25 protein-coding genes are annotated in these 25,435 nt (G+C 62.8%); 21 read left to right on the top strand and 4 right to left on the bottom strand.

Annotated features, from left to right (window positions below; translation table 11 throughout):
* The first annotated feature begins 38 nt into the window (after window positions 1-38).
* From ABI582_RS05670 to ABI582_RS05750, 17 genes are all read left to right on the top strand, one after another.
* Window positions 39-1,457 (top strand): FAD-dependent oxidoreductase, encoded by a 1,419-nt coding sequence (locus ABI582_RS05670; protein WP_442118591.1) that lies wholly within the window; start codon window positions 39-41, stop codon window positions 1,455-1,457.
* A 147-nt stretch (window positions 1,458-1,604) separates the two neighbouring features.
* A complete protein-coding gene (locus ABI582_RS05675; RefSeq protein ID WP_442118592.1) occupies window positions 1,605-3,107 on the top strand; it encodes an amidase family protein in 1,503 nt (500 codons plus the stop codon).
* A 134-nt stretch (window positions 3,108-3,241) separates the two neighbouring features.
* The gene (gene hemE / locus ABI582_RS05680) at window positions 3,242-4,306 is read left to right on the top strand and encodes a uroporphyrinogen decarboxylase (RefSeq protein ID WP_442118593.1); all 1,065 of its coding nucleotides are present in this window, start codon (window positions 3,242-3,244) and stop codon (window positions 4,304-4,306) included.
* Window positions 4,307-4,504: 198 nt separating this feature from the next.
* Window positions 4,505-5,935, top strand: a complete 1,431-nt coding sequence (gene gbpA, locus ABI582_RS05685) for an N-acetylglucosamine-binding protein GbpA (RefSeq protein WP_442118594.1) — start codon at window positions 4,505-4,507, stop codon at window positions 5,933-5,935.
* A 51-nt stretch (window positions 5,936-5,986) separates the two neighbouring features.
* Entirely contained in the window at window positions 5,987-6,496 is a 510-nt protein-coding gene (locus ABI582_RS05690; protein WP_442118595.1) for a cytochrome b, read from the top strand.
* An 86-nt stretch (window positions 6,497-6,582) separates the two neighbouring features.
* Window positions 6,583-6,999: a type II secretion system protein N gene (locus ABI582_RS05695; protein WP_442118596.1), complete on the top strand. Its 417-nt coding sequence runs from the start codon at window positions 6,583-6,585 to the stop codon at window positions 6,997-6,999.
* Complete coding sequence (gspD, locus tag ABI582_RS05700; protein ID WP_442118597.1) at window positions 6,996-8,837, top strand: type II secretion system secretin GspD; 1,842 nt, start codon at window positions 6,996-6,998, stop codon at window positions 8,835-8,837. Before ABI582_RS05695 ends, gspD begins: the two co-directional genes overlap by 4 nt.
* Window positions 8,834-10,297 carry a type II secretion system ATPase GspE gene (gene gspE, locus ABI582_RS05705; RefSeq protein WP_442118598.1) on the top strand — a complete coding sequence of 488 codons (1,464 nt, stop codon included), beginning with the start codon at window positions 8,834-8,836 and terminating at the stop codon, window positions 10,295-10,297. Before gspD ends, gspE begins: the two co-directional genes overlap by 4 nt.
* A 5-nt stretch (window positions 10,298-10,302) precedes the next feature.
* Window positions 10,303-11,505 carry a type II secretion system inner membrane protein GspF gene (gene gspF / locus ABI582_RS05710; RefSeq protein ID WP_442118599.1) on the top strand — a complete coding sequence of 401 codons (1,203 nt, stop codon included), beginning with the start codon at window positions 10,303-10,305 and terminating at the stop codon, window positions 11,503-11,505.
* Between the two features lie 2 nt (window positions 11,506-11,507).
* Window positions 11,508-11,954: a type II secretion system major pseudopilin GspG gene (gspG, locus tag ABI582_RS05715; protein WP_442118600.1), complete on the top strand. Its 447-nt coding sequence runs from the start codon at window positions 11,508-11,510 to the stop codon at window positions 11,952-11,954.
* Window positions 11,951-12,400 carry a prepilin-type N-terminal cleavage/methylation domain-containing protein gene (locus ABI582_RS05720; protein WP_442118601.1) on the top strand — a complete coding sequence of 150 codons (450 nt, stop codon included), beginning with the start codon at window positions 11,951-11,953 and terminating at the stop codon, window positions 12,398-12,400. The genes gspG and ABI582_RS05720 overlap by 4 nt, the downstream gene beginning before the upstream one ends.
* On the top strand, window positions 12,381-12,755 hold the full coding sequence (gene gspI / locus ABI582_RS05725; protein WP_442118602.1) for a type II secretion system minor pseudopilin GspI: 375 nt from the start codon (window positions 12,381-12,383) through the stop codon (window positions 12,753-12,755). The genes ABI582_RS05720 and gspI overlap by 20 nt, the downstream gene beginning before the upstream one ends.
* On the top strand, window positions 12,742-13,335 hold the full coding sequence (gene gspJ / locus ABI582_RS05730; RefSeq protein ID WP_442118603.1) for a type II secretion system minor pseudopilin GspJ: 594 nt from the start codon (window positions 12,742-12,744) through the stop codon (window positions 13,333-13,335). The genes gspI and gspJ overlap by 14 nt, the downstream gene beginning before the upstream one ends.
* Window positions 13,332-14,186 (top strand): general secretion pathway protein GspK, encoded by an 855-nt coding sequence (locus tag ABI582_RS05735; RefSeq protein ID WP_442118604.1) that lies wholly within the window; start codon window positions 13,332-13,334, stop codon window positions 14,184-14,186. Before gspJ ends, ABI582_RS05735 begins: the two co-directional genes overlap by 4 nt.
* Window positions 14,183-15,295 carry a type II secretion system protein GspL gene (gene gspL / locus ABI582_RS05740; protein WP_442118605.1) on the top strand — a complete coding sequence of 371 codons (1,113 nt, stop codon included), beginning with the start codon at window positions 14,183-14,185 and terminating at the stop codon, window positions 15,293-15,295. The genes ABI582_RS05735 and gspL overlap by 4 nt, the downstream gene beginning before the upstream one ends.
* Window positions 15,292-15,762, top strand: coding sequence for a type II secretion system protein GspM (gspM, locus tag ABI582_RS05745; protein WP_442118606.1), 471 nt, complete (start codon window positions 15,292-15,294; stop codon window positions 15,760-15,762). Before gspL ends, gspM begins: the two co-directional genes overlap by 4 nt.
* Before the next feature lie 70 nt (window positions 15,763-15,832).
* A complete protein-coding gene (locus ABI582_RS05750) occupies window positions 15,833-16,180 on the top strand; it encodes a YgiW/YdeI family stress tolerance OB fold protein (protein ID WP_442118607.1) in 348 nt (115 codons plus the stop codon).
* 35 nt (window positions 16,181-16,215) lie between these two features.
* On the opposite strand, the gene ABI582_RS05755 is transcribed toward ABI582_RS05750, so the two are convergent.
* Complete coding sequence (locus ABI582_RS05755; RefSeq protein ID WP_442118624.1) at window positions 16,216-17,403, bottom strand: MFS transporter; 1,188 nt, start codon at window positions 17,401-17,403, stop codon at window positions 16,216-16,218.
* Window positions 17,404-17,568: 165 nt separating this feature from the next.
* On the opposite strand from ABI582_RS05755, the gene ABI582_RS05760 reads away from it, so the two are divergent.
* The 4 genes from ABI582_RS05760 to ABI582_RS05775 all read left to right on the top strand — a co-directional run bounded on the left by ABI582_RS05760 (window position 17,569) and on the right by ABI582_RS05775 (window position 20,041).
* Window positions 17,569-18,468, top strand: coding sequence for a LysR substrate-binding domain-containing protein (locus tag ABI582_RS05760; protein WP_442118608.1), 900 nt, complete (start codon window positions 17,569-17,571; stop codon window positions 18,466-18,468).
* 76 nt (window positions 18,469-18,544) lie between these two features.
* On the top strand, window positions 18,545-19,318 hold the full coding sequence (locus ABI582_RS05765) for a ParA family protein (RefSeq protein WP_016502033.1): 774 nt from the start codon (window positions 18,545-18,547) through the stop codon (window positions 19,316-19,318).
* A gap of 68 nt (window positions 19,319-19,386) precedes the next feature.
* Window positions 19,387-19,695: a type II toxin-antitoxin system HigB family toxin gene (locus ABI582_RS05770; protein WP_016502032.1), complete on the top strand. Its 309-nt coding sequence runs from the start codon at window positions 19,387-19,389 to the stop codon at window positions 19,693-19,695.
* Window positions 19,685-20,041: a helix-turn-helix domain-containing protein gene (locus ABI582_RS05775; protein ID WP_016502031.1), complete on the top strand. Its 357-nt coding sequence runs from the start codon at window positions 19,685-19,687 to the stop codon at window positions 20,039-20,041. The genes ABI582_RS05770 and ABI582_RS05775 overlap by 11 nt, the downstream gene beginning before the upstream one ends.
* A 3-nt stretch (window positions 20,042-20,044) precedes the next feature.
* On the opposite strand, the gene trxC is transcribed toward ABI582_RS05775, so the two are convergent.
* The 3 genes from trxC to mscK form a co-directional block, all read right to left on the bottom strand.
* The gene (gene trxC / locus ABI582_RS05780) at window positions 20,045-20,479 is read right to left on the bottom strand and encodes a thioredoxin TrxC (protein WP_198751706.1); all 435 of its coding nucleotides are present in this window, start codon (window positions 20,477-20,479) and stop codon (window positions 20,045-20,047) included.
* A 129-nt stretch (window positions 20,480-20,608) separates the two neighbouring features.
* Window positions 20,609-22,069, bottom strand: a complete 1,461-nt coding sequence (selO, locus tag ABI582_RS05785; protein WP_442118609.1) for a protein adenylyltransferase SelO — start codon at window positions 22,067-22,069, stop codon at window positions 20,609-20,611.
* 45 nt (window positions 22,070-22,114) lie between these two features.
* Window positions 22,115-25,423, bottom strand: a complete 3,309-nt coding sequence (gene mscK, locus ABI582_RS05790) for a mechanosensitive channel MscK (RefSeq protein WP_442118610.1) — start codon at window positions 25,421-25,423, stop codon at window positions 22,115-22,117.
* Between the last annotated feature and the right edge of the window lie 12 nt (window positions 25,424-25,435).

The following is a 25,435-nucleotide window of genomic DNA, read 5'->3' on the forward strand; positions in this document are numbered from 1 at the left end:
GCGTGTAGCTTGCAGCTGCTGTAAAGAGGTTTTGAAAAATGGCTGAACGTCTGAACAACGACTTCCAGTTCATCGAAGTGGGCCGCAAGGACCCGAAGAAAAAGCTGCTGCGCCAGCGCAAGAAGGAGTTCGTGGAAATCTACGAACCGTTCAAGCCGCAGCAGTCTGTTGACCAGGCGCACCGCTGCCTGGGCTGCGGTAACCCGTATTGCGAATGGAAGTGCCCGGTGCACAACTTCATCCCCAACTGGTTGAAGCTGGTGTCCGAAGGCAACATCCTGGCGGCGGCCGAGCTGTCGCACCAGACCAACACCCTGCCGGAAGTGTGCGGCCGCGTGTGCCCGCAAGACCGTCTGTGTGAAGGTGCCTGCACCCTGAACGACGGCTTCGGCGCGGTGACCATCGGCTCGGTGGAGAAGTACATCACCGACACCGCCTTCGCCATGGGCTGGCGCCCGGACATGTCCAAGGTCAAGCCAACCGGCAAGCGCGTCGCCATCATCGGTGCCGGCCCGGCTGGCCTGGGCTGCGCCGACGTGCTGGTACGCGCTGGGGTAACCCCGGTGGTCTTCGACAAGAACCCGGAAATCGGCGGCCTGCTGACCTTTGGCATCCCTGAGTTCAAGCTGGAAAAGACCGTGCTCAGCAACCGTCGTGAAGTGTTCACCGGCATGGGCATCGAGTTCCGCCTGAACACCGAGGTGGGCAGGGACGTGACCATGGAACAGCTGCTCGCCGAGTACGACGCAGTGTTCATGGGCATGGGTACCTACACCTACATGAAGGGCGGCTTCCCGGGCGAAGACCTGCCGGGCGTGCATGACGCACTGGACTTCCTGATCGCCAACGTCAACCGCAACCTGGGCTTCGAGAAGTCGCCGGAAGACTTCGTCGACATGCAGGGCAAGAAGGTAGTGGTACTGGGCGGTGGTGACACCGCGATGGACTGCAACCGCACCTCGATCCGCCAGGGCGCCAAAGCGGTGACCTGCGCCTATCGCCGTGACGAGGCCAACATGCCGGGTTCGCGCAAAGAGGTGAAAAACGCCAAGGAAGAGGGCGTGAAGTTCCTCTACAACCGCCAGCCTATCGCCATTGTCGGCGAGGACAAGGTTGAAGGCGTTAAGGTGGTCGAGACCCGTCTCGGCGAGCCGGATGCCCGTGGCCGCCGCAGCCCTGAGCCGATCCCGGGTTCCGAAGAGATCCTGCCGGCCGATGCCGTGGTGATCGCCTTCGGCTTCCGCCCAAGCCCGGCACCATGGTTCGAGCAGCATGGCATCCAGCTGGACAGCCAGGGCCGTGTGGTAGCGCCGGAGAAGGGCAAGTTCAAGCACCAGACCAGCAACCCGAAAGTGTTTGCCGGTGGCGACATGGTGCGTGGTTCGGACCTGGTGGTAACGGCCATCTTCGAAGGGCGTACGGCTGCCGAAGGTATCCTGGACTACCTGGAGGTATAACCTGCGGTCGGGCACTCGGGGTGCCCGATCGGAGTGGCAGGGAACCTCGTCTGCCTGCTCTCGCTAGCGCTGATTCTCAAGACTGGATCATTCCATGAGGAATGATCCGTTTTTATTTGAGGCAGCGATATGAAGCGAGTTGCAAGTGTGTTGATCGTCACCAGTTTTTGCTGGGCAAATGCCCTGAGCGCCATAGCTGCGCCCGACGCCTTCGATGGGCCGAGCTTTGAATCCTTTATTCCCCCCGATACAAACGACTTCTCCGACGCCGGGGAGTTGCAGGCGCGCATGACGGACGGCGCTGTCACATCAGTGCAATTGGTGGAGCGTGCTTTGGCACGTATCCGAGCGCTTGATCGGGCAGGGCCGCACCTTAACGCCGTGGTTGAAATCAATCCTGATGCAATGTCCATCGCCAGTACGCTGGATCGGGAGCGCGCCGAGGGCGTGTTGCGTGGCCCTCTGCATGGGCTTCCGGTGTTGCTGAAGGACAATCTCGACACGGCAGACTCAATGCAGACCAGTAGCGGCTCCCTGGCCTTGATCGGGCAACCTGCACTTGAAGATGCAGTTGTCGTCAAACGCCTGCGTCAGGCGGGGGCGGTGGTGCTGGGCAAAGCCAATGGTGGTGAGCTGGCCGGGTTCCGGGATTGGGGCATTCCCATGGGGTGGAGTGGGCGCGGGGGGCAGGTGCGTAACCCATGGGGCCTTGATTTGCCTGTCTGTGGTTCAAGCGCTGGCCCGGCAGCGGCCGTTGCGGCAGGGTTCGCCCCCCTGTCGGTAGGTACCGAGACCAACGGTTCGATTATTTGCCCGGCCCATGCAAATCTGGTGGTGGGTTTGCGCCCGACCCTCGGCTTGTTGAGCCAGGCGGGGTTGGTCCCCTTGTCCAGCTGGCAGGATACGCCTGGCCCGATAGCGAGGACGGTCACCGATATCGCCTTGTTGCTGGGCGCGATGCGAGAAGGACAAGAGAGCACGCCAATGACGGTCTCTGGACAAGCTGTCGATGTGGATTATCTGGCCAAGCTTGATATCAACGCGCTGTTGGGCAAGCGCCTGGGCTACCCACACCTTCTTCCTGACGGGGCTCTGACGATTGATCACCCGCATTTCAGTTGGTTGGCCAAAGTGCTGGAGGCAGCAGGTGCTACGTTGGTCCCCATCCACCTCGCTATTCCGGATCTGTTCGAAGAGCAGATGGCAGTCCTCAATCATGGGATCAAGCGAGAGCTTGGCAGCTACTTGCAGGGGCGCCCGGGGATGGGGGTGCAGACTTTGGCTGATGTCATCAATTACAACCAGGAAAACCCAGGCCCCGAGGGTTATGGGCAACAACTCCTTGAAGACGCCCAGGCACAAGAGCTGGACGACCCCGCCTACTGGCTGATCGCCAACAAGCTGCGCAATGAACCCCGTCAGTTGCTCGACAATGCCATGCGCCAGCATGTCCTGGACGCGTTGCTCGACCTGCCGAGTGGCGAGCTGCGTGGCGCAGGTGCTCAGGCCGGATACCCAGGGCTGAGTGTACCTGCCGGGGTCGACGAGGCCGGGCAACCCGTTGGGCTCTACTTCCTGGGCATGCCATGGACTGAAGCCTCGCTGCTGTCGATGGGTTTTGCCTTCGAACAAAGCCTGAGGTCGAAGTAAGGCCAAAGGTTTTCTCGGTTGTATACAAAAACTATTGATTCAGGGCATGGCTATAGAGAAAAGGCACGGCGAACGGCCGTGCCTTTTCTGTGTGCGTCTGAGAAAATGCCCGCACTATTTTTCCGGATGCCGACATGACTGCCCTGAAGAACGACCGTTTCCTGCGTGCACTGCTCAAGCAACCTGTAGACGTCACCCCGGTGTGGATGATGCGTCAGGCCGGGCGTTACCTGCCGGAGTACCGCGCCAGCCGTGCCAAGGCTGGCGACTTCATGAGCCTGTGCATGAACCCGCAGTTTGCCTGCGAGGTCACCCTGCAACCGCTCGACCGCTACCCGCTGGACGCGGCGATCCTGTTCTCGGACATCCTCACCATCCCTGACGCCATGGGCCTGGGCCTGTACTTCGAAACCGGCGAAGGCCCGCGTTTCAAGAAGGTCATCAGCACCCCGGCCGACATCGAAGCGCTGCCGATCCCCGACCCGCAGAAAGACCTGGGCTACGTGATGGACGCAGTCAGCACCATCCGCCGTGAGCTCAATGGCCGCGTGCCGTTGATCGGCTTCTCCGGCAGCCCGTGGACACTGGCCACCTACATGGTCGAAGGCGGCTCGTCGAAGGACTTCCGCAAGACCAAGGCCATGGCCTACGACAACCCGCAAGCCCTGCACCTGCTGCTGGACAAGCTGGCCCAGTCGGTAACGAGCTACCTGAACGGCCAGATCCTGGCCGGCGCCCAGGCTGTGCAGATTTTTGACACCTGGGGCGGCAACCTGTCCGCGGCGGCCTACCAGGAATTCTCCCTGGCCTACATGCGCAAGATCGTCAGTGGGCTGATCCGCGAGCACGAAGGGCGCAAGGTGCCGGTGATTTTGTTCACCAAGAACGGCGGCCTGTGGCTGGAAAGCATCGCCGACGCCGGGGCCGACGCGCTGGGCCTGGACTGGACCTGCGAGATCGGCGATGCGCGCCGCCGTGTGGGTGACAAAGTGGCGCTGCAAGGCAACATGGACCCGACCGTGCTGTACGCCAGGCCCGAGGCCATCCGCCAGGAAGTGGCGCGCATTCTGGCCAGCTATGGCAAGGGTACCGGCCACGTGTTCAACCTTGGCCACGGCATTACCCCGGAAGTCGACCCGGAGCATGCTGGCGTGTTCATCAACGCTGTGCATGAACTGTCGGCGCAGTACCACAACTGAGTGAGTCGCTTGAAAGGTCTGGGCCTGCAACGGGCTTCGGACCTTTGATGCGGTTGCGAGAAACTACGTTTTTATAGGGATGTCCCTACATCCTCCGTTCCAGCGCCTCTCTAGCATTCTTGTCGTCTCTGCCGCCACCGTCAATCTTGCACGGCCTGGGCTGGCGAAGAGCCTTGAATCGTGTCTGGAGATTGTTTTATGAAACAAGCAGTTCTTCGAAAAGGACTCCTGGCGAGCAGTCTCTACGCTGCCATCGCCGGCGCGGCGCTGGTGCCGCAGGTTGCCAATGCCCATGGTTACATTCAGGACCCACCCTCCCGTGATTTCCTGTGCAAACAGGGCACGAACACGGGGTGTGGGTCGGTCGACTGGCCGCCAAGTGCCGGCGAATTCCCGCAGGGCTTTCCGGGCAGTGGCCCTGCTGACGGCAAGCTCGTAGGTGGCTCCATCTTCCCTGTCCTGGATGAGCAGAGTGCCAGTCGCTGGCACCTGCTACCCCTCGACAAGCACGAAATCGAGTTCACGTGGGTGTATACCGCAGCCCACGTTACCCGAAAGTGGGAATACTTCATCACCAGGAATGACTGGAATCCGAACACGCCGCTGGCGCGCGCATCATTCGAAAGCACCCCGTTCTGCTCTTTCGAGGGGCATGGCAAACCAGCCAACGATCCTGCGCTTCCCAAGCAAGTCTGCGCGGTTCCCGGTGACCGCTCGGGGCATCACGTTATCCTTGGGGTATGGAGTGTCGGTGATACGCCGAATGCCTTCTACAAGGCCATCGATGTCGACATACAAGTCGACGGCGGGCCTGCGCCGGAGTGGCGCCAGGTCAGCAGCATCAATCCGCTTCGTGACCTGAAAGTCGGCGACAAGGTCAAGGCCAGGGCATTCGTCGGTGGTGCAGAGTCCGAACCGTACAGTGCTTCCATCAGCATTGATACCGTCGAGGAAGGTGTTGGACCGAACTGGTCTTACAAGCTGGCCAGGCAAATCAATGACACCCAGGAACTGGTGGCTGCCGGGCAGAAGGATGTAGACGGCAACATCGAACCGGTGCACGGGTCCAACATTATTTTCGCCAAGCAGGAAAGTGGTGTGACGGGCTACGAATTGGGCTTTGAAGGCAGCCCGCCCGACGCCTACATGCACCTGCATGGCCTGAAACCGGAGTATGCGCTAAAGAATGGTGAAGCCACCGTCGACTTTTCGGTAATGACCAACCGCAGCCTGGAGGTCACCGCCACGCTGTTCGACGCGACCAACAAGCAGGTCGGCTTCCAGCGCCAGCAGGTGGACTCGACCACCAGCCCGTTCGCTGTTCAGGTCAACAGTGATGATGGCCAACACACGCTGAAGATCGTGGGCAAGAATGCCGACGAGGATATTCTTCTGCAGGAGGATCGCCCCGTGAGGCTGGTGACTCAGGAAGATGCACGCTATCCGACCTTCCCGCAGGGCCTCGCGGACTACACGGCAGGGACCAAGGTCTACGCGAGGAATGGCTTCGGTGTCTACGAATGCAAGCCATTCCCGTACTCCGGGTATTGCTCTCAGTGGAGCGAAAGCGCCACCCAGTACGAACCCGGCACGGGCTCGCATTGGCAGGTGGCCTGGGACAGGCACTGATGAAAAAGGGGCGCCCTTGTCGGGCGTCCCTTTTCATGTGCAGACATAGTCATGAATATCGAAAAGTATTGCTGGCAGCAGGTGATGCTCCACTGGTTCTCGGCGCTCGTCATCATTTGGGCGCTGGGCAGCGGCTTCACCGTTTCGTTGCTGGACGTGGAACCGAGCACCTTTGAGCGGGTGGCGCAGGTCAACTCGGTGGTGGGTACCCTGTTTATCCCCGTGTTCCTCCTGCGCTGCTACTTTCGCATCGCCGTGCGGTTACCCCGGGACGTCAATGGCGAAGGCCTGGCAGCGCTCGTCGCTCATTTCACCCACCTGAGCCTGTATGGGCTGACAGCCGTGGTGCTGTTGTCGGGGATCTTGATGATGGACCGTGGCATCGACCTGGGCGGGTTCACCCTCCCGGCCATGCTCAGCGACGATTTCTGGCTGAGCCTGTGGTTTGACGTGCACGTATTCAGTTGCGCACTGCTGGCAGGCTTGGTGTTGCTGCATGTGGTGGCTGTTATCAAGCATGAACTGTTGGGGCGCCGCATTCTGCAAAGGATGTGGTTTTGAACCGGGCGAGGTATCGACCTCGCGCGGTGTGGCTAGCGTTGCCTGTATTGGTTGGGGCGTTTTTGCTGTGGCGGGAGGGCCAGGCAGTGGCCCATTGGCAGATGCAGGTTCCAGCGTTGGTCGCGCCAACGACCGTCGAAGCACAGCCACCCTTGGCAGTCGCTGCGCTTGCGCTGGCATTCGGTTTTCAGGCCGCGGATGCACAGGCGTCCACGCGCTCGGATATCACCCTCAAGGCCAGTTTCGTTTCAAGCCTCGGTGAAGCGCGTGCGCTTGTCTCCAGCAATGCCAAGGACGCGATCTACCGCGTCGGTGATCGTTTGCCCGGCGGCGGTGTGGTACGGCGTATCGAATCGCGCGCAATCACGCTCTGGGTTGATGGGCGGGAAGAAACCCTAGGCCTGGCCGCTGCTACTGGCACCTTGCTGCGATCGGTCAGCATGGCGACGTCCCCGCAACCACCGTTGACCCCTTCACTTCACCTCTTGCGGAGCCCACTATGACTCTCCGGCGAAAGCTGCGGCTGGCCTCGCTCAGCGTATCTCTTTCCCTTTCCTGTGTGCTTGCCCACGCGCAGGACCAGGCCACCTGGCAAATGGCGATGAGCGACGCAGACGTGCGCGATGTCGTGCGTGAAGTCGGTGCGATTCTCGATCAACCGATCATCCTCGACCCCCGTGTACATGGGCGTATAACCGTTTTATCCAACGAGCAGTTGGACCGCGATGGCATTCGCCGGCTGTTCTACTCGGTGCTCAACGCCCATGGCTTCGCCGCTGTGATCGACGACGAGCGCTTGCTGGTGTTACCGGCCAGCGAGGCCAAGGCTTGGGCCAGCCAGCAACTGGAGGCGATTCCGGCGGCCTTTGCCACGCGCGTCTTCGTTCTTCAGGGCAGCCTTGCTGCCGACCTGGCAGGGCTGCTGCGCCCTTTGGTGTCGAGCAATGGCTACATCGGGCCGTCCAGCTCGGCCAATGCCCTGGTGGTGACCGACTCGCAGGCTAACCTCGAGCGGCTGGCGGCGCTGGTCGCCCAACTCGACAGCGGCCAGCGCCACGACCACGAGGTGGTTGTGCTTCGCCATGGCCAGGCCAGCGAGCTGCTGCCTGTGGTGGAGGCGGCAGCGGGTGGGCCGGAAAGTGGTGTACGTGTACTGGCCGACACGCGCAGCAACCGGGTGCTGGTGCTCGGCCCTGCTCAGTCCCGGCAACGCCTGGCGCAGCTGATACGTACCCTTGACGTGCCAAAACCGCAGGCTTCGCAGAACTGGCGGGTGGTGCGGCTTCAGCACAGCAATGCCGAACAACTGGCCGAAGTGCTGGCTGAGGTTGGTGGGCACCTGAACGGCAAGCCGGGCACGGAGCGTAAAGGTTTTGACAGCCTGCCGGAGAAAGCGGCGGTAAAAGCCGATATCAACCAGAATGCTCTGGTTTTGATGGGCGAGCCGGAAGTGTTGAGCGGCCTCGAGAAGATCATCCAGCAGCTTGACCAACCACGTGCCCAGGTACTGATCCACGCGGCCATTGTCGAAGTCAGTGGCAACATCAGCGAAGCGCTCGGGCTGCAATGGGGAGTGGACCGCGGCAGCCTCAGGGGCGGCATCAGCTTCCCCGACAGCGGTGCTTCATTACCCGCACTGCTGGGCGGTGAGGCTCTGCCTGCCGGGGCAGCGCTGGCGATCGGTTCCGATCGGTTCGCTGCACTGGTCAGCGCGCTGGCCATCAACACCCATAGCAACCTGCTATCCACGCCAAGCCTGGTGACCCTGGACAACCAGGAAGCGCAGATCCTGGTCGGGCAGAACGTGCCGTTCAAGTCCGGCAGCTATGCCACCCCCGGCAGCGGCGCCGACAACCCCTTCACCACCATCGAGCGCAAGGATATCGGCATCAGCCTGAAGATCCGACCCTACATCAATGAAGGGCGCAGCCTGCGCCTGGAAGTCGAGCAGGAAAGCTCGGAGCTGGCGCCCAGCACGCTCGAGAACGACCTGATAACCAACAAGCGCACCCTGAAGAGCACCATCCTCGCCGCCGATGGTGAAATCATCGTGATCGGTGGCCTGATCAAAGACAGCGTGCGCGCCGAACAACGCAGTGTGCCGTTGCTCGGCAGCCTGCCTTTGATCGGTGGCTTGTTCCGTTGGCAGCGCGAGGTCGAGGAGAAAACCAACCTGATGGTATTCCTGCGTCCGACCATCCTGCGCAGCCAGCAGCAACTGACCGAAGTTGGCCAGCGCGCCTACCGGGATGTCCGGGCCCCCGGCGCCCCGTCGTTGCCGGATGATGTGCGAAACCTGTTTGACACGCCCACGTCGGGCACTGGCGGCGAGCGCCCATGAGCGAGCTGCTGCCTTTTGCTTTCGCCAGGCGCCATGGCGTGCTGTTCGACCAGCACGCCACGCCGCCCGCCCTGCTGATGCGCGAGGATGCTTCACTGGCGTCGCTGTCCGAGGCTTGCCGCCTGGTGGGTGCGACCTGGGCGCTGCGCTACGTGGATGCCGAGGGCTTCGCCGAGCGCCTGGCCAGGTGCTACAGCAACGCCCAGGACGCCGCACACACGGTGGTGCAGGGCATCGACGAGCACCTGGACCTCGCGCGCCTGGCCGAAGAACTGCCGCAGACCAGCGACCTGCTTGACCAGCAGGATGACGCGCCGATCATTCGTCTGCTCAACGCCCTGCTCAGCGAAGCGGTCAGGTCGCGGGCCTCGGACATTCACCTGGAAACCTTCGAGCAGCAGTTGCGCGTGCGCATGCGTATCGACGGCGTGATGCGCGAAGTGCTGTCGCCGCCACGCGCGCTGTCGGCGTTGTTGGTGTCACGAATCAAGGTCATGGCACGGCTGGACATCGCCCAAAAGCGCATCCCCCAGGATGGCCGCATCAGCCTGCGCCTGGCCGGTCATGAAGTGGATGTACGCGTCTCGACACTGCCGGCGGCCCATGATGAAAGGGTGGTCCTGCGCCTGCTGGACAAACAGGCGGTGCGCCTGGATGTGGAGCACATGCAGATGCAACCGCAGACCCGCTCGGACTTCCTGAAACTGTTGCAGAAACCTCACGGCATCTTGCTGGTCACCGGGCCCACCGGCTCTGGCAAGACCACCACCTTGTACACCGCGCTGTCGGTACTCAACCAGGTGACGCGCAATATTCTCACCGTCGAAGACCCGATCGAATATCACCTGCCCGGGATCGGCCAGACCCAGGTCAACGGCAAGGTCGACATGACCTTCGCCAGGGGCCTGCGCGCGATCCTGCGGCAGGACCCGGACGTGGTGATGGTAGGTGAGATCCGCGACCGCGAAACCGCCGAGATCGCCGTGCAGGCCTCGTTGACTGGTCATCTGGTGCTGTCGACGTTACACACCAACAGCGCCTTGGGCGCCATCACGCGGCTGGCCGATATGGGCGTGGATACCTGCCTGCTGGCGTCTTCGCTGTCGGGGGTAATGGCCCAGCGGCTGGTCCGTCGGCTGTGCCCGCACTGCAAGGTCGCTGTCGACATGGACGCGGTCACCGCCGGGTTGCTCGGCCAGCCGCGAAAGTTGCCGGCCCAGGTCTATCGTGCGCAAGGCTGCGAGCAGTGTCAGCACGGCTACAGTGGGCGCCTGGCCCTGCACGAACTGGTGCTGGTTTCGCCGCCGCTCGCTGAGGCGATCCACAGGCGTGCATCGCAGGCGCAGATGCTCGAACACGTTCGCCAGACCACACCAAGCCTGTTCGAGCATGGCGTTCATCGCGTCTGCCAAGGACAGACCAGCGTCGAAGAGTTGCTGCGCGTGGCGGGGCAGGAATGAGCGGCATGCGGTTCAGGTACCACGCCCAGCCCAGCCATGGCGCAAGGCAGCGCGGCACGCTGGAAGCTGCCAGCGCTCGACAGGCTCGCCAGCTGCTGCGCGAGCGTGGCTTGCAGGTGCTGTCGATAAGGCCGGTGCGCTGGCGCTGGCCTGACGCCTGGCTACCCGGCAAGCGGCTCGGAGCGACTCAGCTGGCGATCATCACCCGCCAGCTGGCCACGTTGCTGCACGCTGGCATGCCTTTGTGCGATGCCTTGCAGGCGGTCGCCTCACAGACCGAGCAGCGCGGGGTCAGCCAGTTGTTGCGCGCGGTGAACGAGCAGGTAACCCAGGGGCACACGCTGGCTGATGCCCTGGGCCGATACCCACAGGCCTTCCCCATGGTGTACCGGGCCACAGTGGCGGCCGCCGAACGTTCGGGCTACCTGCCGGATGTGTTCGAACGCCTGGCCGACCATGGCGAGCGCCAGCAGGCGCTGCGCCAGAAGGTCCAGCTGGCGATGGTCTACCCGATGATCCTGTTGCTGGTGTCGTTGCTGGTGGTGGGATTCTTGCTGGGTTACGTGGTGCCCGACGTCGTCCAGGCATTTGCCAGGGACCAGGCGCAGCTACCGTTCGCGACGCGGTTGCTGATCGGCCTGAGCGAGTTCACCGGGCGCTTCGGGCTGCTCGTCATTGCGGCATTGCTGGCCTGTGTGCTGGCGACCCGCTGGGCGCTGCGCCAGCCCGCCAGGCGCGCGCGCTGGGACGCGCTGGCCCTGCGCCTGCCGATGTGGGGCGCTTTCATCCGTGCCAGCGATGCCGCGCGCTTCGTTGCCACCCTGGCCACTCTCGGGCGCAGCGGCGTGGCGCTGGTGGATGCCATGCACATTGGTGCCGCGGTCACCAGCAACCTGGCCTTGCGCGAACGCCTGGGCAGCGCCGCCCGGGAGCTGGCCGAAGGCGCCAGCCTGGCCACAAGCCTGGCACGTTGTGCGGCGCTGCCGCCGTTGACCTTGCACATGATCGCCAGCGGCGAAAGGGCCGGCGAGCTCGACGCCATGCTCGAACGTGCCGCAGACCTGCAGGAGAAACACCTCGCCTCGCGCATCTCCTTGCTGGTCAGTCTGTGCGAACCGTTGATGCTGCTGGTCATGGGCGCAATCGTGCTGTTCATCGTGCTGGCGATTCTGTTGCCCATACTCAACCTTAACCAACTGGTCACCTGAACATGTCCCCTCGCGCCTCTCGTCGCCGCCAAGGCGGTTTCACCCTTATCGAAATCATGGTGGTCGTCATCATCCTGGGCGTGCTCGGCGGGTTGGTATTGCCCAACGTCATGAGCCGTCCGGACCACGCAAAGGCGACGGCGGTGCGCACCGACCTGCAATCGATTTCCACCGCGCTGGAAATCTACCGGCTCGACAACGGCCGCTACCCCACCACCGCGCAAGGGCTGGAAGCGCTAGTGACACGCCCGACGCAAGCACCGCTGCCAAGGCTGTGGAGTGCCCAGGGCTACCTCAAGAGCATGCCATTAGACCCTTGGGGCACCCACTACCAGTACCTGAGCCCCGGCGCACGTTCCAACCAGGGCTTCGACCTGTACTCTTTCGGTGCCGACAGCCAGCCGGGGGGCGAGGGCCTGGACGCCGATATCGGCAACTGGTCCCCATGAGGGCGCGGCATGTTCGCGGTTTCACCCTGCTCGAGCTGCTGCTGGTCCTGGCGGTGCTAGGGGTGGTGATCGGCATGGCCGGCCTTGCGCCGGCGCGTAATCCCCAGCGCTTGGCGGTGCAGGAGGCGCAGTTGTTTCTGCAGTTCTTCGAGCATGTCCGTGAGCAGGCCGTGCTGCAAGGGCAGACCCTTGCTATCCAGCTCGATGAGCACGGCTATCGTCTGTCGAGACTGACCCAGCAGGGCTGGCATGCGAGTGGCAAGGTGCAGTCGAGCGAGCTTCTGTTGCGCCTGAAACTGGATGATGCGCAGGCCTCGGACGACCTGGCCCGGCTGGTGCTGGCCGGCGACGAGGAGCATGCACCGTTCACCTTGTATTTCAGCCAGGCCGGCGAACCCCTGGCCTGTGTCTTCAGCGATGGGCTCAATGCGCAACTCGGCTGCTGAGCGGGGCTTCACCTTGCTCGAGGTGATGGTGGCGCTGGCGATCTTCGCAGTGCTCGCGGCCGCTGCGAGCTTGGCCATGCAGCATGTACTGCAGCAGTCGCACCAGCTGCGCGACCGGTTGTATGCCAGTTGGGTGGTCGACAACCACCTGGCGCAAATGCGGCTTCTGCCCACGCCAGGGCCGGGGCAACGCACGCTCACCATCGACTTTGCTCAACAGCGCTGGCACCTGGAAGAGCGGCGCCAACGTGTGTCGGGCATGTTGCTGGTCGAGGTACGGGGCGCCCTTGCCGCAAAGGGTGAGGTACTGCATCAGGCCAATGGCTGGCTGGAGCTTGCCCATGAACCTCACTGACTTGCCAGGCAAGCGCAAGCAACGCGGTTTCACCCTGGTCGAATTACTGCTGGCCGTAGCGATTTTCGCCGTGTTGGCCGCAGGTTCCGCACGACTGTTCGATGCGCTGGTGCGTACCGACCAGGCCCGGCAGGTTGAGGCCAATGAGATTCGCAGCCTGGCCAGAGCCATGGGCCTGTTGCAGCGCGATGCCTTGCAAGGTGTATTTCCCCCGGTGCTCAAGCAGCACGACTATGCCCTGACATTGCAGATGCATCGGTTGAGCTGGCTGTCGAGCAACGGTCATGACAGCCACCTGCAGCCACGCAGCGACTTGCGCCTGACCCAATACTGGCTTGAAAACGGCGCGCTCTGGCGCCAGCGTTCCACGCTTGCGAGGGGTGAAGGGCGTGCGCAACGTCTGCTTGAGGGGGTTACCGCCCTGCGTTGGCGTGTGTACGTGCCGGGGCAGGGGTGGCAGGCCGATTGGCCTGGAGCCACGGCCGTGGACGTACCGCCCGCCGCTATCGAAATCACGCTGTCCACCTTGCGGGTGCAGCAGGTTCGTCGCGTACTGCCAATGGCAGGGATGCGGCTGTGAGTGCGAATCGGCAACAAGGTTTCGCGCTGATAACCATCCTGCTGATCATGGCGCTGGTGGTAATGCTGGTTGCCGGCATGTTGCGCAGTCACCAGTTGCTGATCGCCAGTGTTTCCCATCAGACCGAAGCATCGCGTGGTCTGCAATTGCTGATGTCCGCAGAACAACGGGCGCTGAGGTCTTTACGAGAGCGACTGCCCCAGGACATGCGGGTAATTCATCGTGGACAACCCTGGGCCCAGGCGCAGGTGTTCACGTTGGACGAGGTACACATGCGGATGCGTGTCGAGGACCTGGCGGCACGTTTCAACTTGGGTGCACTCACCCGCAACCGTAAGCCGGACCCGGTGCTGCTCGAACGCTGGCAGCGCTTGTGCCGCGCCCTTGGCGTGGAGCCGCCGGGCCTCGAAGCGCTGTACGGCCAGCCTTTATTCGACGTCAGCCAGTTACGCGACCTGCCAGGCGTGGATGCCCAGGTGCTGGAGCGCCTCAGGGCTTGGGTGACAGTGCTACCTGCGCAGGCCGGGTTGAACGTCAACACTGCCGATGGGCGTGTACTTGCTGCACTGGAAGGTGTGACGCCGGCTGTCGCCCAGCGGCTGGCAGAGGCGCGCCCCGAGGACGGCCATGCCAGCGTTCAGGCGTTTCTCGCAGACCCCTTGCTCGATGGCCGGGTCACCACGGGGCGCGGCCTGGGGGTAAGCAGCCGGTGGTTTGGCATGACCCTGCAGGCAGAGCTCGGAGCGTGGCACATGTACTTATACAGCGAAGTGGAGATGGATGTTGCCACGCAACGACTACGGGTGCTTCGGCGCGCGTTTTCCAGAGTACGACAGGCAGGTGTCGAATGAGTGAGTATGCAATCTATCTACTGCCCGAAGGGGTTGGGGCTGTGCAAGCTAGCTGGCCTGTCCTGATCCGCCAGCCTGATGGCTCGACGTACCGGGGTCGGCTGGATGCCTTGACGGCGCTGGCCGGGCAGCGCGTGACCCTGTTGCTGCCGATGGAGCTGTTCGGGTATTGCCAGACCGGACCGCTCCCTGGGCGCCGGCCTGGTCGAGATACCTTGGCCTTTGCGGTGGAGGAACGGCTCGCCACGCCCCTGGAGGAACTTCACCTGGCCTTCGGTGCGGCCGATGACACCACGTCGCGCCCCTGTCTGGCGATCGATCAGGCTTGCCTTGCGCAGCTGCTTAGCTGGCTCAGCGCGCAGGCCATCGAGCCCCTGGCAGTGCTGGTCGATGCTGACCTGCTGACATCGGCGGGTCCCACGGCGTTGTGGCTGGAAGGGCGTTGGCTGCTGGGCGGTAAACACCAACAGCGCCTGGCGACCAGCCCGGCGGGCGCTGCGGTGCTGGCCGCATCATTACCCGGTATGACGTGGCTGGCTGAGCCTGGTCAGGCATTTCCCGGGCTTGCCGTCCAGCCGGTGACACAGGCGTTTGCAATGCTCTGGGAGGGCCGGGCGCAGGCCATCGACTTGCGCCAAGGGGCTTTCGCGCCGGTACGCAAAGGTTGCGTACCTTGGCAGGGGCTGTTGGCCGGATGCCTGCTGGCCGGGTTGTTGTTGTGCCTGGCTGATTATTGGCGCGTCGGCTGGCTCCAACGCCAAGCCATGCAGTTGCAGCAAGACAACCTGCAAACCTTCCAGCGCTGGGCGCCTGGGCACCCACCGCGTGCCGATCTGGCACGCCAGGTAAGCGAACTGGCGCAACGGCCGATGCCGGCTACGGCGATGCAGCGCCTGGCGTCATTGAGCGAGCCTCTGGTGGAAAGCGGCGGCCTGTGGATCGAGCGTGCCGAGCGCATTGCCAATCAAGGGTGGCGCGTCGAGGTGATCGCCCAAGGGTTCGATGACCTTGAGCGGCTGCGTGAGCGCTTGCCCGGCCTGCAGGTCGGGCAGGCGCAGCAAGATGCGCAGCGGGTCAGGGCGACCCTGGTATGGGAGGCGGGGCAATGAAGGCAAGCAAGCGTGATCGGTTGGGCCGGGAGTGGCGGCAAATCCCGGCAAGCCGGCGCATGGTCATCAAGGCCGCTGCCTGGGGCCTGGCGCTGGTCGTAGTCTGGCAGGGTGTCTGGCTGCCGGGCCAGCAACGCCTGGAGCAGGCTGCTGCACGTTTGCACCAGGAGCGTGTGCTGGCCCGGCACTTGTTGAGCTTGTCGGGCACTTCTGCAGCCGCACAACATCCCGGCCCGGGGTTGACCGCCGCACGCCTGAGCGAGCGGGCACAGACGGGCAATGTGCAGATTGTCGACCTGCACAGCAACGGCGAACAGATTGCAATGAGCGTGCAAGGGTCGCCGCAAACCGTGATGGGTTGGGTGCACGGGTTGGAGCAGGATGGCGCGCAACTGAGCGAAATACGTTTGCAGGTTGTCGACGACCAGCTACAGGCGCGCATTGGCCTGGTGCTTGATGAGGGGTGACGGCCATTAAGCTTGGCTTCAGCCGATGTTGCTAGCCTGTGCTCATCGAAACCCTTGTAGGAGCTCAAGCATGAAAGCACGTTATCTCGCCCTGATCCTTGCCCCGCTGTTCAGCACCGCCGCACTGGCTGCGACCTATACCGGCCCCGGCGCCCAGTCGGTCACCACCGTGGCCGCTGCCAACAATGCTGCCGATGACACGCCGGTGGTGCTGACAGGCTTCGTGACCAAGAAGATCAACAACGATGACAGGTACGAGTTCAAGGACAACACCGGCACCATTACCGTCGAGATCGATGACGAAGACCTGCCGCCGACGCCGTTCAACGACAAGACCAAGGTGAAGCTGACCGGTGAGGTGGAAAAGCACCTGATGAGCCGGGAAGTGGATGTAGATATTGTCGAGATCATCAACTGATCTGATGGCCCAATCGCCGGCAAGCAGCCCCATGCTCAGGCTGTCTTGGGTGGTAACTTGCTCAGGTGCAGCGCCACCAGCAATGCCACCGCCAGCAAACTGCCAATGAACAGCCCGATGCCGTTCCAGCCCCACTGGTGCCAGAACACCCCGCCCGCCGTACCGGCCACGCTGGACCCTGCGTAATAGCTGAACAGGTACAGCGACGAAGCCTGCCCCTTGGCCTTCAGCGCCCGGCGGCCGATCCAGCTGCTGGCCACCGAGTGCGCGCCAAAGAAGCCGAAGGTGAACACCAGCATGCCCACGATCACCATCGCCAGCGGGCTGGCCAAGGTCATCAACAAACCACCCGCCATTACCACGATACTGGCCCAGAACACCTTGCGCCGACCCAGCTTGTCCGCCAGCGCGCCGACTTGCGCCGAGCTGTAGATGCCAGACAGGTAGACCACCGACAGCAAGCCGACCAGCGCCTGGTTCATGTGGTAAGGCTCGGCCAGCAAGCGGTAGCCGATGTAGTTGAACAGGGTGACGAAGGCGCCCATCAGCAGGAAGGCCTCGAGGAACAGCCAAGGCAGGCCGGCATCCTTGAAGTGCATGACAAAGCCGTCCAGCAGGCTGCGCGGGCTCATCATCTGCGGGCGGAAGTTGCGCGATTCGGGTAGCACCTTCCAGAACACCAGTGCGGCGACCAGGGCCAGGCCACCGATGGTCAGCATGGCCGTGTGCCAGCTGACGAAGTCGATCAGCACGCCGGTGATCAGCCGGCCGCTCATGCCGCCAATGGCGTTGCCGCCGATGTACAGGCCCATGGCCAGGCCGATGTGCTGTGGGTGGATTTCTTCGCTCAGGTAGGTCATGGCCACAGCAGCCAAGCCGCTCAGTGACAGGCCAACCAGGGCGCGCGTGGCCAGTACCAGTTCCCAGCTTGGCATCACCGCGCTGGCCAGGGTTGAGAGGGCGGCGCACACCAGGGCAAAGACCATCAACGGCTTGCGCCCGATGCGGTCAGAAATGGGGCCGGTGATCAACAGGCCGAACGCCAGCATGGCGGTGGACACCGACAGCACCAGGCTGCTCTGGGCCGCGTTGATGGAAAACTCCTTCGACAGCAGCGGCATCATCGGCTGCACGCAGTACAGCAGGGCGAAGGTGGCAAAGCCGCCGCTGAACAGGGCCAGCACGGTCTTCATGAAGGCGGGGGTGCCTTTTTCGATCCACATTTCGTTCAGTAGAGCAGGTTCTGGCTCGGCGGGAAGGGGGGCTACAGCAGTTTTCACGGACGGGTACCTCTGGCGCAATGAAAAAAGCATATAGCTGGCTAATGATTAGATCCAATATATTGTTCGACCTATTTAAGACGTTTTTCGAATCATTTGGAGCTGATCATGGAACTGCGTCATCTGCGTTACTTCATCGCCGTGGCCGAAGAGCTGCACTTTGGCCGCGCGGCCCAGCAGCTGGGCATTTCCCAACCACCCCTGAGCCAGCAGATCCAGGCGCTGGAGCAGGAACTGGGAGCGCGGTTGTTCGAGCGCACCAACCGTCGGGTCGAGCTGAGCGAGGCGGGGCGGCTGTTCCTTGAAGAGGCCCGCCAAGTGCTGTCGCAGGTGGAGAAGGCCGCAGATGTGGCCCGGCGGGCGCAGCTGGGTGAGCTGGGCGAAATGAAGATCGGCTTTACCTCGTCTGCGCCATTCACCTCCAAGATCCCCAAGGCCATCCATGCCTTCCGCCAGCGCTTCCCGGCGGTGCACCTGAACCTCAAGGAAATGAGCAGCCGCGATGTGGCCGAAGGGGTGTTCGACGAGTCCATCGAAGTGGGGCTGATGCGGCCGATGCCGTTGCCGGAAGGGTTGGTGGCCACCGAGTTGTTCCGCGAGCCGCTGGTGGCGGTGATCAACGCCTCGCATCCGCTGGCTGAAGGCACTGAGCAAGGGGTGTACATGGCGGCGTTGGCCCACGAGCCGTTCGTATTCTTCCCGCGCAGTTATGGCAGCGGCCTGCATGCCCAGTTGCTCAGCTTGGCGCGGCAGGCAGGCTTCAGCCCGCACTTTGCCCAGGAGGCCGGGGAGGCGATGACCATCATCGGCCTGGTGTCGGCGGGGCTGGGGGTGTCGGTGTTGCCGGCGTCGTTCCAGCGCATGCGCATCGAAGGCGTGGTGTACCGCACGCTGCTGGATGAGGGGGCGATGTCGGCGGTGTGGCTGGTGCAGCGCGAGCGCGGCAATTCGGTGATGGCCAAGGCCTTTGCCGAGCTGTTGACAGGGCAGGTGGTCGGCCAGGGGTAATGCAGGCCAAATGGCGCTGGCCATTGCCGCAGTGCCGCCACATACTCGGGCATTCGTTGAAACACGGAGGTCAATCATGCGGCGCGTGGTGTTCAATCAGAAAGGTGGCGTGGGCAAGTCGAGCATCGCCTGCAACCTGGCGGCGGTCAGTGCCAATGAAGGCTATCGGACCTTATTGATCGACCTGGATGCCCAGGCCAACTCGACCCAGTACCTCACCGGCCTGACCGGCGAGGACATCCCCATGGGTATCGCCGACTTTTTCAAGCAAAGCCTGTCCAGCGGGCCGTTCAGCAAGAAGAACAAGGTCGACATCTACGAAACCCCGTTCGACAACTTGCACGTGGTCACGGCCACTGCCGAGTTGGCGGATTTGCAGCCCAAGCTCGAGGCCAAGCACAAGATCAACAAGCTGCGTAAGTTGCTCGACGAACTGGACGAGGACTACGAGCGTATCTACATCGATACCCCGCCGGCGCTTAACTTCTACGCGGTTTCCGCGTTGATCGCCGCTGATCGTGTGCTGATCCCCTTTGACTGCGACAGCTTCTCGCGCCAGGCCCTGTACGGCCTGCTGGCCGAGATCGAAGACCTCAAGGAAGACCACAACGAAGACCTGATGGTCGAAGGCATCGTGGTCAACCAGTTCCAGTCTCGTGCCAGCCTGCCGCAGCAAATGCTCGACGAGCTGCTGGCCGAAGGCCTGCCGGTGCTACCGGTGTACCTGGGCAGCTCGGTGAAGATGCGCGAATCGCACCACGCCAGCCTGCCGCTGATTCACCTGGAACCGCGGCACAAACTGACCCAGCAGTTTGTCGAGTTGCACGATTTGCTTGAGCGCAGCGAATAGCGCCTGCCTGACGCTTGCACTGTATCCAAGTCCCAAGCATAATCTCCCAAAACGGGAGATTTGCTTGGATGCGCGTCATTGCCAAAAGCAGCTTGGTGAAGTTCTGGGAATTGCCTGGGCATGAAGATGCCAAAGCGGCCTTGGAAAGCTGGCACGATATGGCGCTCAAAGCTATCTGGCGAACGCCACAGGATGTAAAAGATCAGATTGGCAACGCCAGCATCTGCGGCAAGAACCGCGTGGTTTTCAACATCGGGGGGAACAAGTATCGGCTTGTGGTCGAGATGCAGTATCGAGCCGGTATTGCCTGGGTGAAGTTCGTAGGTACGCACAAGCGCTACGACGAGATTGACGTGGAGACAGTCTGTGAATATTAAGCCGATCCGCAATGATGACGACCTTCGAGCCGCGTTCCAGCGGCTCGAGGCCATTTTCCAGGCAGAAGCGGGCACGCCAGAAGCTGATGAAATGGAGGTGCTTGTGACACTGATTGAAGTGTACGAAAACAAGCACTATCCCATTCATCCCGCCAATCCCATTGAGGCCATCAAGTTCTGCATGGATCAGCAGGGCCTTACCCCACGTGATCTTGAGCCATATATCGGCCCAAGCGGCCGAGTATCGGAAGTATTGAATGGGAAGCGTGGGCTAAGCCTTTCGATGATCAAGCGCCTGCATGATGGCCTTCGTATTCCCTATGAGTCGCTACTGGCAAATGCCTGAGAATTAGACCCCTTGGCTACGCACCCACTCCAGCAACGACTGTAGTGGAAACGCCCCGGCTTGGCGGCTGATTTCTCGCCCGTTCTTGAACAGCAGCAAGCTGGGGATCGAGCGGATGCCCAGTTGCCCGGCGAGGTTGCGGTTGGCTTCGCTGTCGAGTTTGGCCAGGCGGCAGCGGCCGGCAAGTTGGCGGGCAGCCTGTTCGAAGGTGGGGGCGAAGGATTTGCAAGGGCCGCACCAGTCGGCCCAGATGTCGACCAGCAGCGGCAGGTCGCCTTTGATCTGGCTGGCGTAGCTGGCTTCGGTGAGCTCGAAGGGGGTGCTCAGCAGCACGTCCTGTTTGCAGCGGCCGCATTTCGGTGCATCGCCCAGGCGCTCGGCGGGCAGGCGGTTCAGGCCGTTGCAGTGGGGGCAGGGGATTACCAGTGGGTCGGACATTTCATCTCCTTGGGATTTTTGGGGCTGCTGTGCAGCCCATCGCGACGCAAGGCCGCTCCTACAGGGGAATGCGTGCTTTTTGTAGGAGCGGCCTTGTGTCGCGAAAGGGCCGCGCAGCGGCCCCAGGTTTCAGGAAGAGCAGCTGATTTCCAGGTGCTTGCCCCATTCCGGCGGCCGCTCGGCGTAGGCCTGCATCCCGGGCTGTGCTTCGAAGGGGCTGGTCAGTACCTGGTGCAATCGCCGCACTTCACTGTAGTCCCCCGCTTCAGCCGCTTCGATGGCTTTCTGCGCCAGGTAGTTGCGCAGCACATACAGCGGGTTCACCGCATGCATCCGTTCACGGCGGCCTTCGGCATTGCCGGGTTCACGTTCACTGCGGGCCAGGTAGTCAGCACCCCACTCATCGAAGCCAGCCAGGTCGATGAAGTCGTCGCGCACCACCTTCAGCGCATCGGCCACCGGCTGCTCACCGAGTTTTCGGAAGAACAGGCTGTAGTCCACGCCACCACGCTGCATGCACTGCAGCAGGCGCTCCACCAGTGCCATGTCGTCGTCCTCGGCAGTGGTCAGGCCCAGACGCCGGCGCATCAGGTCCAGGTAGTGGGCCTGGTACAGCGGCAGGAACAGCCCCAACGCTTCCTTCAACGGCTCAACCTCGATCACGGTGGTCAGTGCCTGGGCCAGCGCGCTGAGGTTCCAGTGGGCGATGGGCACCTGGTTGGCGTAGCTGTAGCGGCCACGGTCGTCGGAGTGGTTGCAGATGAAGTTGGCGTCGAAGTCGTCGAGGAAGGCGTAAGGGCCGAAGTCGAAGGTGATGCCCAGGATCGACATGTTGTCGGTGTTCATCACCCCGTGGCAGAAGCCATAGGCTTGCCAGCGGGCGATCAGTTCGGCGTTGCGCTCGACGATGGTGTGGAACATGGCCAGGTACGGTTGTTCGGCGTCACAACATTCGGGGTAGTGCTGCTCCAGGACATGATCGATCAGCACGCGTTGCTGCTCGGGCTGCTTGGTGTAGTAGAAATACTCGAAATGGCCGAAACGCACGTGGCTCTGCGCCAGGCGGGTGAGCATGGCGGCGCTTTCACGGGTTTCGCGCCACACCGCGGTGCTGGAGCCGATCACGCACAGCGCCCGGCTGCTGGGGATGCCGAGGGCGTGCAGGGCTTCGGAGCCAAGGAATTCGCGGATCGACGAGCGCAGCACGGCACGGCCGTCGCCCATGCGTGAATACGGGGTCTGGCCGGCGCCCTTGAGGTGCAGGTCCCAGTGCTCGCCTTTGTCGTTGAGCACTTCGGCCAGCAGCAGGCCGCGGCCATCGCCCAGCCGTGGGTTGTACGAGCCAAACTGGTGGCCGGAATAGACCATCGCCCGTGGGTCGGCTTCTTCCCACAGCTTGTGGCCGCTGAACAGCTCGGCGAAAACCGGCAGGTCGGCCTGGGCGGGGTCCAGGTCGAGCAAGGCCATGGCCGACTCGCTGGCTACCACCAGGCGCGGGTCTGCAATGGGCTCGGGCAGCACCTGGGTGGAGAACGCATCGCCCAGGCGGGCGAAGCGGTTGTCGAAGGTGAGTTGGTCGAGGGCTTTCACGGGCTGCTCCTGAGATTCAGCACAGAATAAAGCATTCGAGCCCACTCAGGCCTGTGCAGTGCCATCCGGTTTAGGTTGCTCCAGCGGAATCAGCTGCTGCTTGCCGCCCTTCTGGTCCATCAGGAACACCTCGACCTGGCGTACCGAGATCTTGATGTTGTGGGCCTTGAACTCGCGGTTGATGTAGCGGTTGATCTCGTCCAGCGTCGGGTTGCGGTCGCCCAAGTCGCGCACGTGCATGCGCAACTCGTGGTCCAGCGAGCTTTCACCAAAGTTGAGGAAGTACACGATCGGCTCCGGGTCCTTGAGCACGCGCGGGTTTTCGTGTGCGCCCTTGAGCAGCAGGTCCCGTACCAGGTCCAGGTCCGAGCCGTAGTCGATGCCCAGCTTCAGCGTTACCCGGGTGACCGTGTCGGTCAGCGACCAGTTGATCAGCTGGCCGGTGATGAAAGTCTTGTTGGGGACGATGATGTCCTTGCGGTCGAAGTCGGTGATGGTGGTGGCACGGATGCGAATCTTGCTCACCGTGCCGGACAGGTTGCCGATGGTGATGGTGTCGCCAATCCGTACCGGGCGCTCGAACAGGATCATGATGCCGGAGATGAAGTTGGCGAAGATTTCCTGCATGCCGAAGCCCAGGCCCACCGACAACGCGGCCACCAGCCATTGCAGCTTGTCCCAGCTTACCCCCAGGGTCGACAGGGTACTGACGATACCGATGCCGACAATGGTGTACGACAGCAGCGTGGTGGTGGCGTAGGCGCTGCCTTGGGCCAGGTTCAGGCGTGACAGCACCAGCACTTCCAGCAGGCCCGGCAAGTTGCCGGCCAGGGCGAAGGTGATGCCGACGATCACCAGCGCACCCAGCAGGTCGCCAAGGCTGATCGGCACCATGCTGGCGGCGGCCCCGGTGCCGCTGGTGTATTCGTACAGGACGAAATTGTTGAGGTAGGCGAACACCGAGATCAGGTCTGCCCACACCCAGTACAGGCCGGCGATGAAGCCGCCGAGCAGGGCCAGGCGGATCAGGCGCAGCGACTGCTGGTTGACCTGCTCGATGTCCAGCGTCGGCTCTTCGGTGATGACTTCGCCATCCAGCCCTTCCTTGGCCGCTGCCCGTTTGCTGAGTGCGCGCTGGTAGGCCAGGCGCCGTGCCGCCACCGAAAGGCCACGCACGAAGGCGGCCTCGATCACCAGCCAGAACAGCAGCAGGTACAGGGTGTAGATCAGCCGGTCGGTGAGCTTCAGCGCGGTGTAGTAGTAGCCGAAGCACACGGCGACGAACAGGGCGATGGGCAGTGCAGTGAACGCTACGCCCACGGCCCTGCGGAACAGCGAGGTGTCGCGGTGCGCGGGGCTGCTTAGCAGCAGGCGGCTGAGCAGCCAGGCCATCAGTGCGTAGCAGGTCAGCACCACGCCGATACCCAGCACGTCGTCGGCCAGCGCCGAAGGCTGGTGCTCGGCCACCGCCACCACGCCGACCAGCGCCAGCACCACGGTGCCCAGGCGGCGTACCCAGCCACGCAGGAACTCGACCTGCGGCTTGTGCCAGCGGAAGTGGATTTCGGCCACGCCACCGGGGGCCAGGATGCGGTAGGCGGTGTAGAACACCAGCCAGGCCTGGGCCAGTTGCCAGAGGGCGGCGCCCAGGTTGGCGTTTTGCCCGCGGGCGTCGATCTGCAGGGCGTAGCTGCACAGCGCCAGGCCAAGGCTGACCGGCATCGCCAGGAGGATGTTGATAAGGATCGCCTGGGGCGTGTGCCACTGGCTGTCACGGCGGAAGTGGCCGATGTCCTGGTGCACCTTGCCCAGCCGTTGATACAGGTACTTGCGCCGCCACAACAGCGCGCCGATCACCAGCAACAGCGGCAGGAACAGCAGCGGGCGCTGGCTCAGGCCGTCGGCCAGCTCTTTCAGGCCCGAGCCCCACGGCAGGTTGGCGATCTGGTCGGCCAGGCGCTCGGGTACATAGCTCAGCCAGTCCCAGTCCAGCGGCTTGTTGCTGGGAATCCAGAACATCTGCTCGTCTAGGGTGGTCCGCAGGTTCTGTGCAGTGCCCAGCAGTTGCTTCTGGTTCAGCTGCAAGGTGATCGATTCGTTGAGCAGTGCCGACAGTTCGCGGTTCAGCCGCTCCAGCAGGTCACTGCGGGTAATCGCCACGTCCAGCAAGGCCTTGCGCAGCTGCGGGTTCACGTCTTCCTGCGCCTGGGCGGCCAGCAGCTTGTCGACGTAGGTGACCGGGCTGCTCATCTGTTCGCGTTGCTGGTTGACCTCGAACTGGTACAGGCGGGTGTCGGCGATCTGGTCGGCCAGGTCGCGGTCGACTTTCAGGTGCGGCAGGGTCTGCTTCTGCTTGTAGAGGATCTTCGACAGCAGCAGGCTGCCCTTGAGCACGTTGATCTGTTCGTCCAGCGCCTGATCGGCCTGGGTCAGGCTGTCCAGCTGCTGCTTGGTCCGCAGGTTCTGCTGGGTCAGCTCGTTGAGGCGGTCGGTGCTTTTCAGCAGGTAGTCTGAGAGCTTGAGGTTGATCGCGCTTTCGGTGGCCAGCAGGCTGCTGCCACCGGCCTTCTGGGCCTCGATCGACTGCTGGGTGACCGCTTCCTGGGACTGGGCCAGGCGCTTGCCGTTGATCAGGGTCTGCAGGTCCTGGATTTCCTGCTCCAGGCGCGCGGCGCGCTCGATCAGCAAATCATGACGAGCATTGCCCAGGTCTTGCAGCAGGCTGTTGCCGGCCAGTTCCTGGCGGCGCAACAGGGTCAGCGCGTTGAGCGAGGCGAGTTCGGCATTGAACTGGTTGCGCTGGTCGGCGTTGATCGACTTGCCGCCGTCCTTGCCGGTTTTAAGGATGTTGTTGATCTGCTGGGCGCGGGCCTGGCTATTGCTGATTTCGGCCTGGGCGCGTTCCGGGCGGGTTTGCGAATTGATGATCAGGCTGTTGGCTTCAGACAGCGCCTTCTGCAACTCGCCCTGCTGGGTGTTGCGTTCGCTGAGCATTTGCTCGAGCTGTGGCACGCTGAGGGCGGCGTAGCGTTGAGCGACAGGCTGCGCCTTGCTTTCCTTGAGCCTGGCCAGTTCCTTCTGGCTGTCACTGGTTTCCTTGGGCGCACTGGTCAGCTGCTGCTTGAGCGCGGCGAGCTTCCTTTCGTTGTCTTCCTTGCTGGCAAGCAGGCTCAACGTCTGTTCGAGCACTTGCTGCAGGGCCTTCTGGTCAGCCTCGGGCAGTTTGCGCTCGGCGATCTTGTCGAGGCTGTTCTGGATGCTGGCGGTGGTCGGGGCCTCTGCTGCGGTGGCCGCAAAGGAAAGGGACAGGCACAGCCCGAGAAGGGCTGTGCGAAGGTACACGCGCAGGGACATAGGCAGACTACT

Source organism: Pseudomonas sp. SAS7, from assembly GCF_052112345.1.
Taxonomy (GTDB): domain Bacteria; phylum Pseudomonadota; class Gammaproteobacteria; order Pseudomonadales; family Pseudomonadaceae; genus Aquipseudomonas; species Aquipseudomonas putida_Q.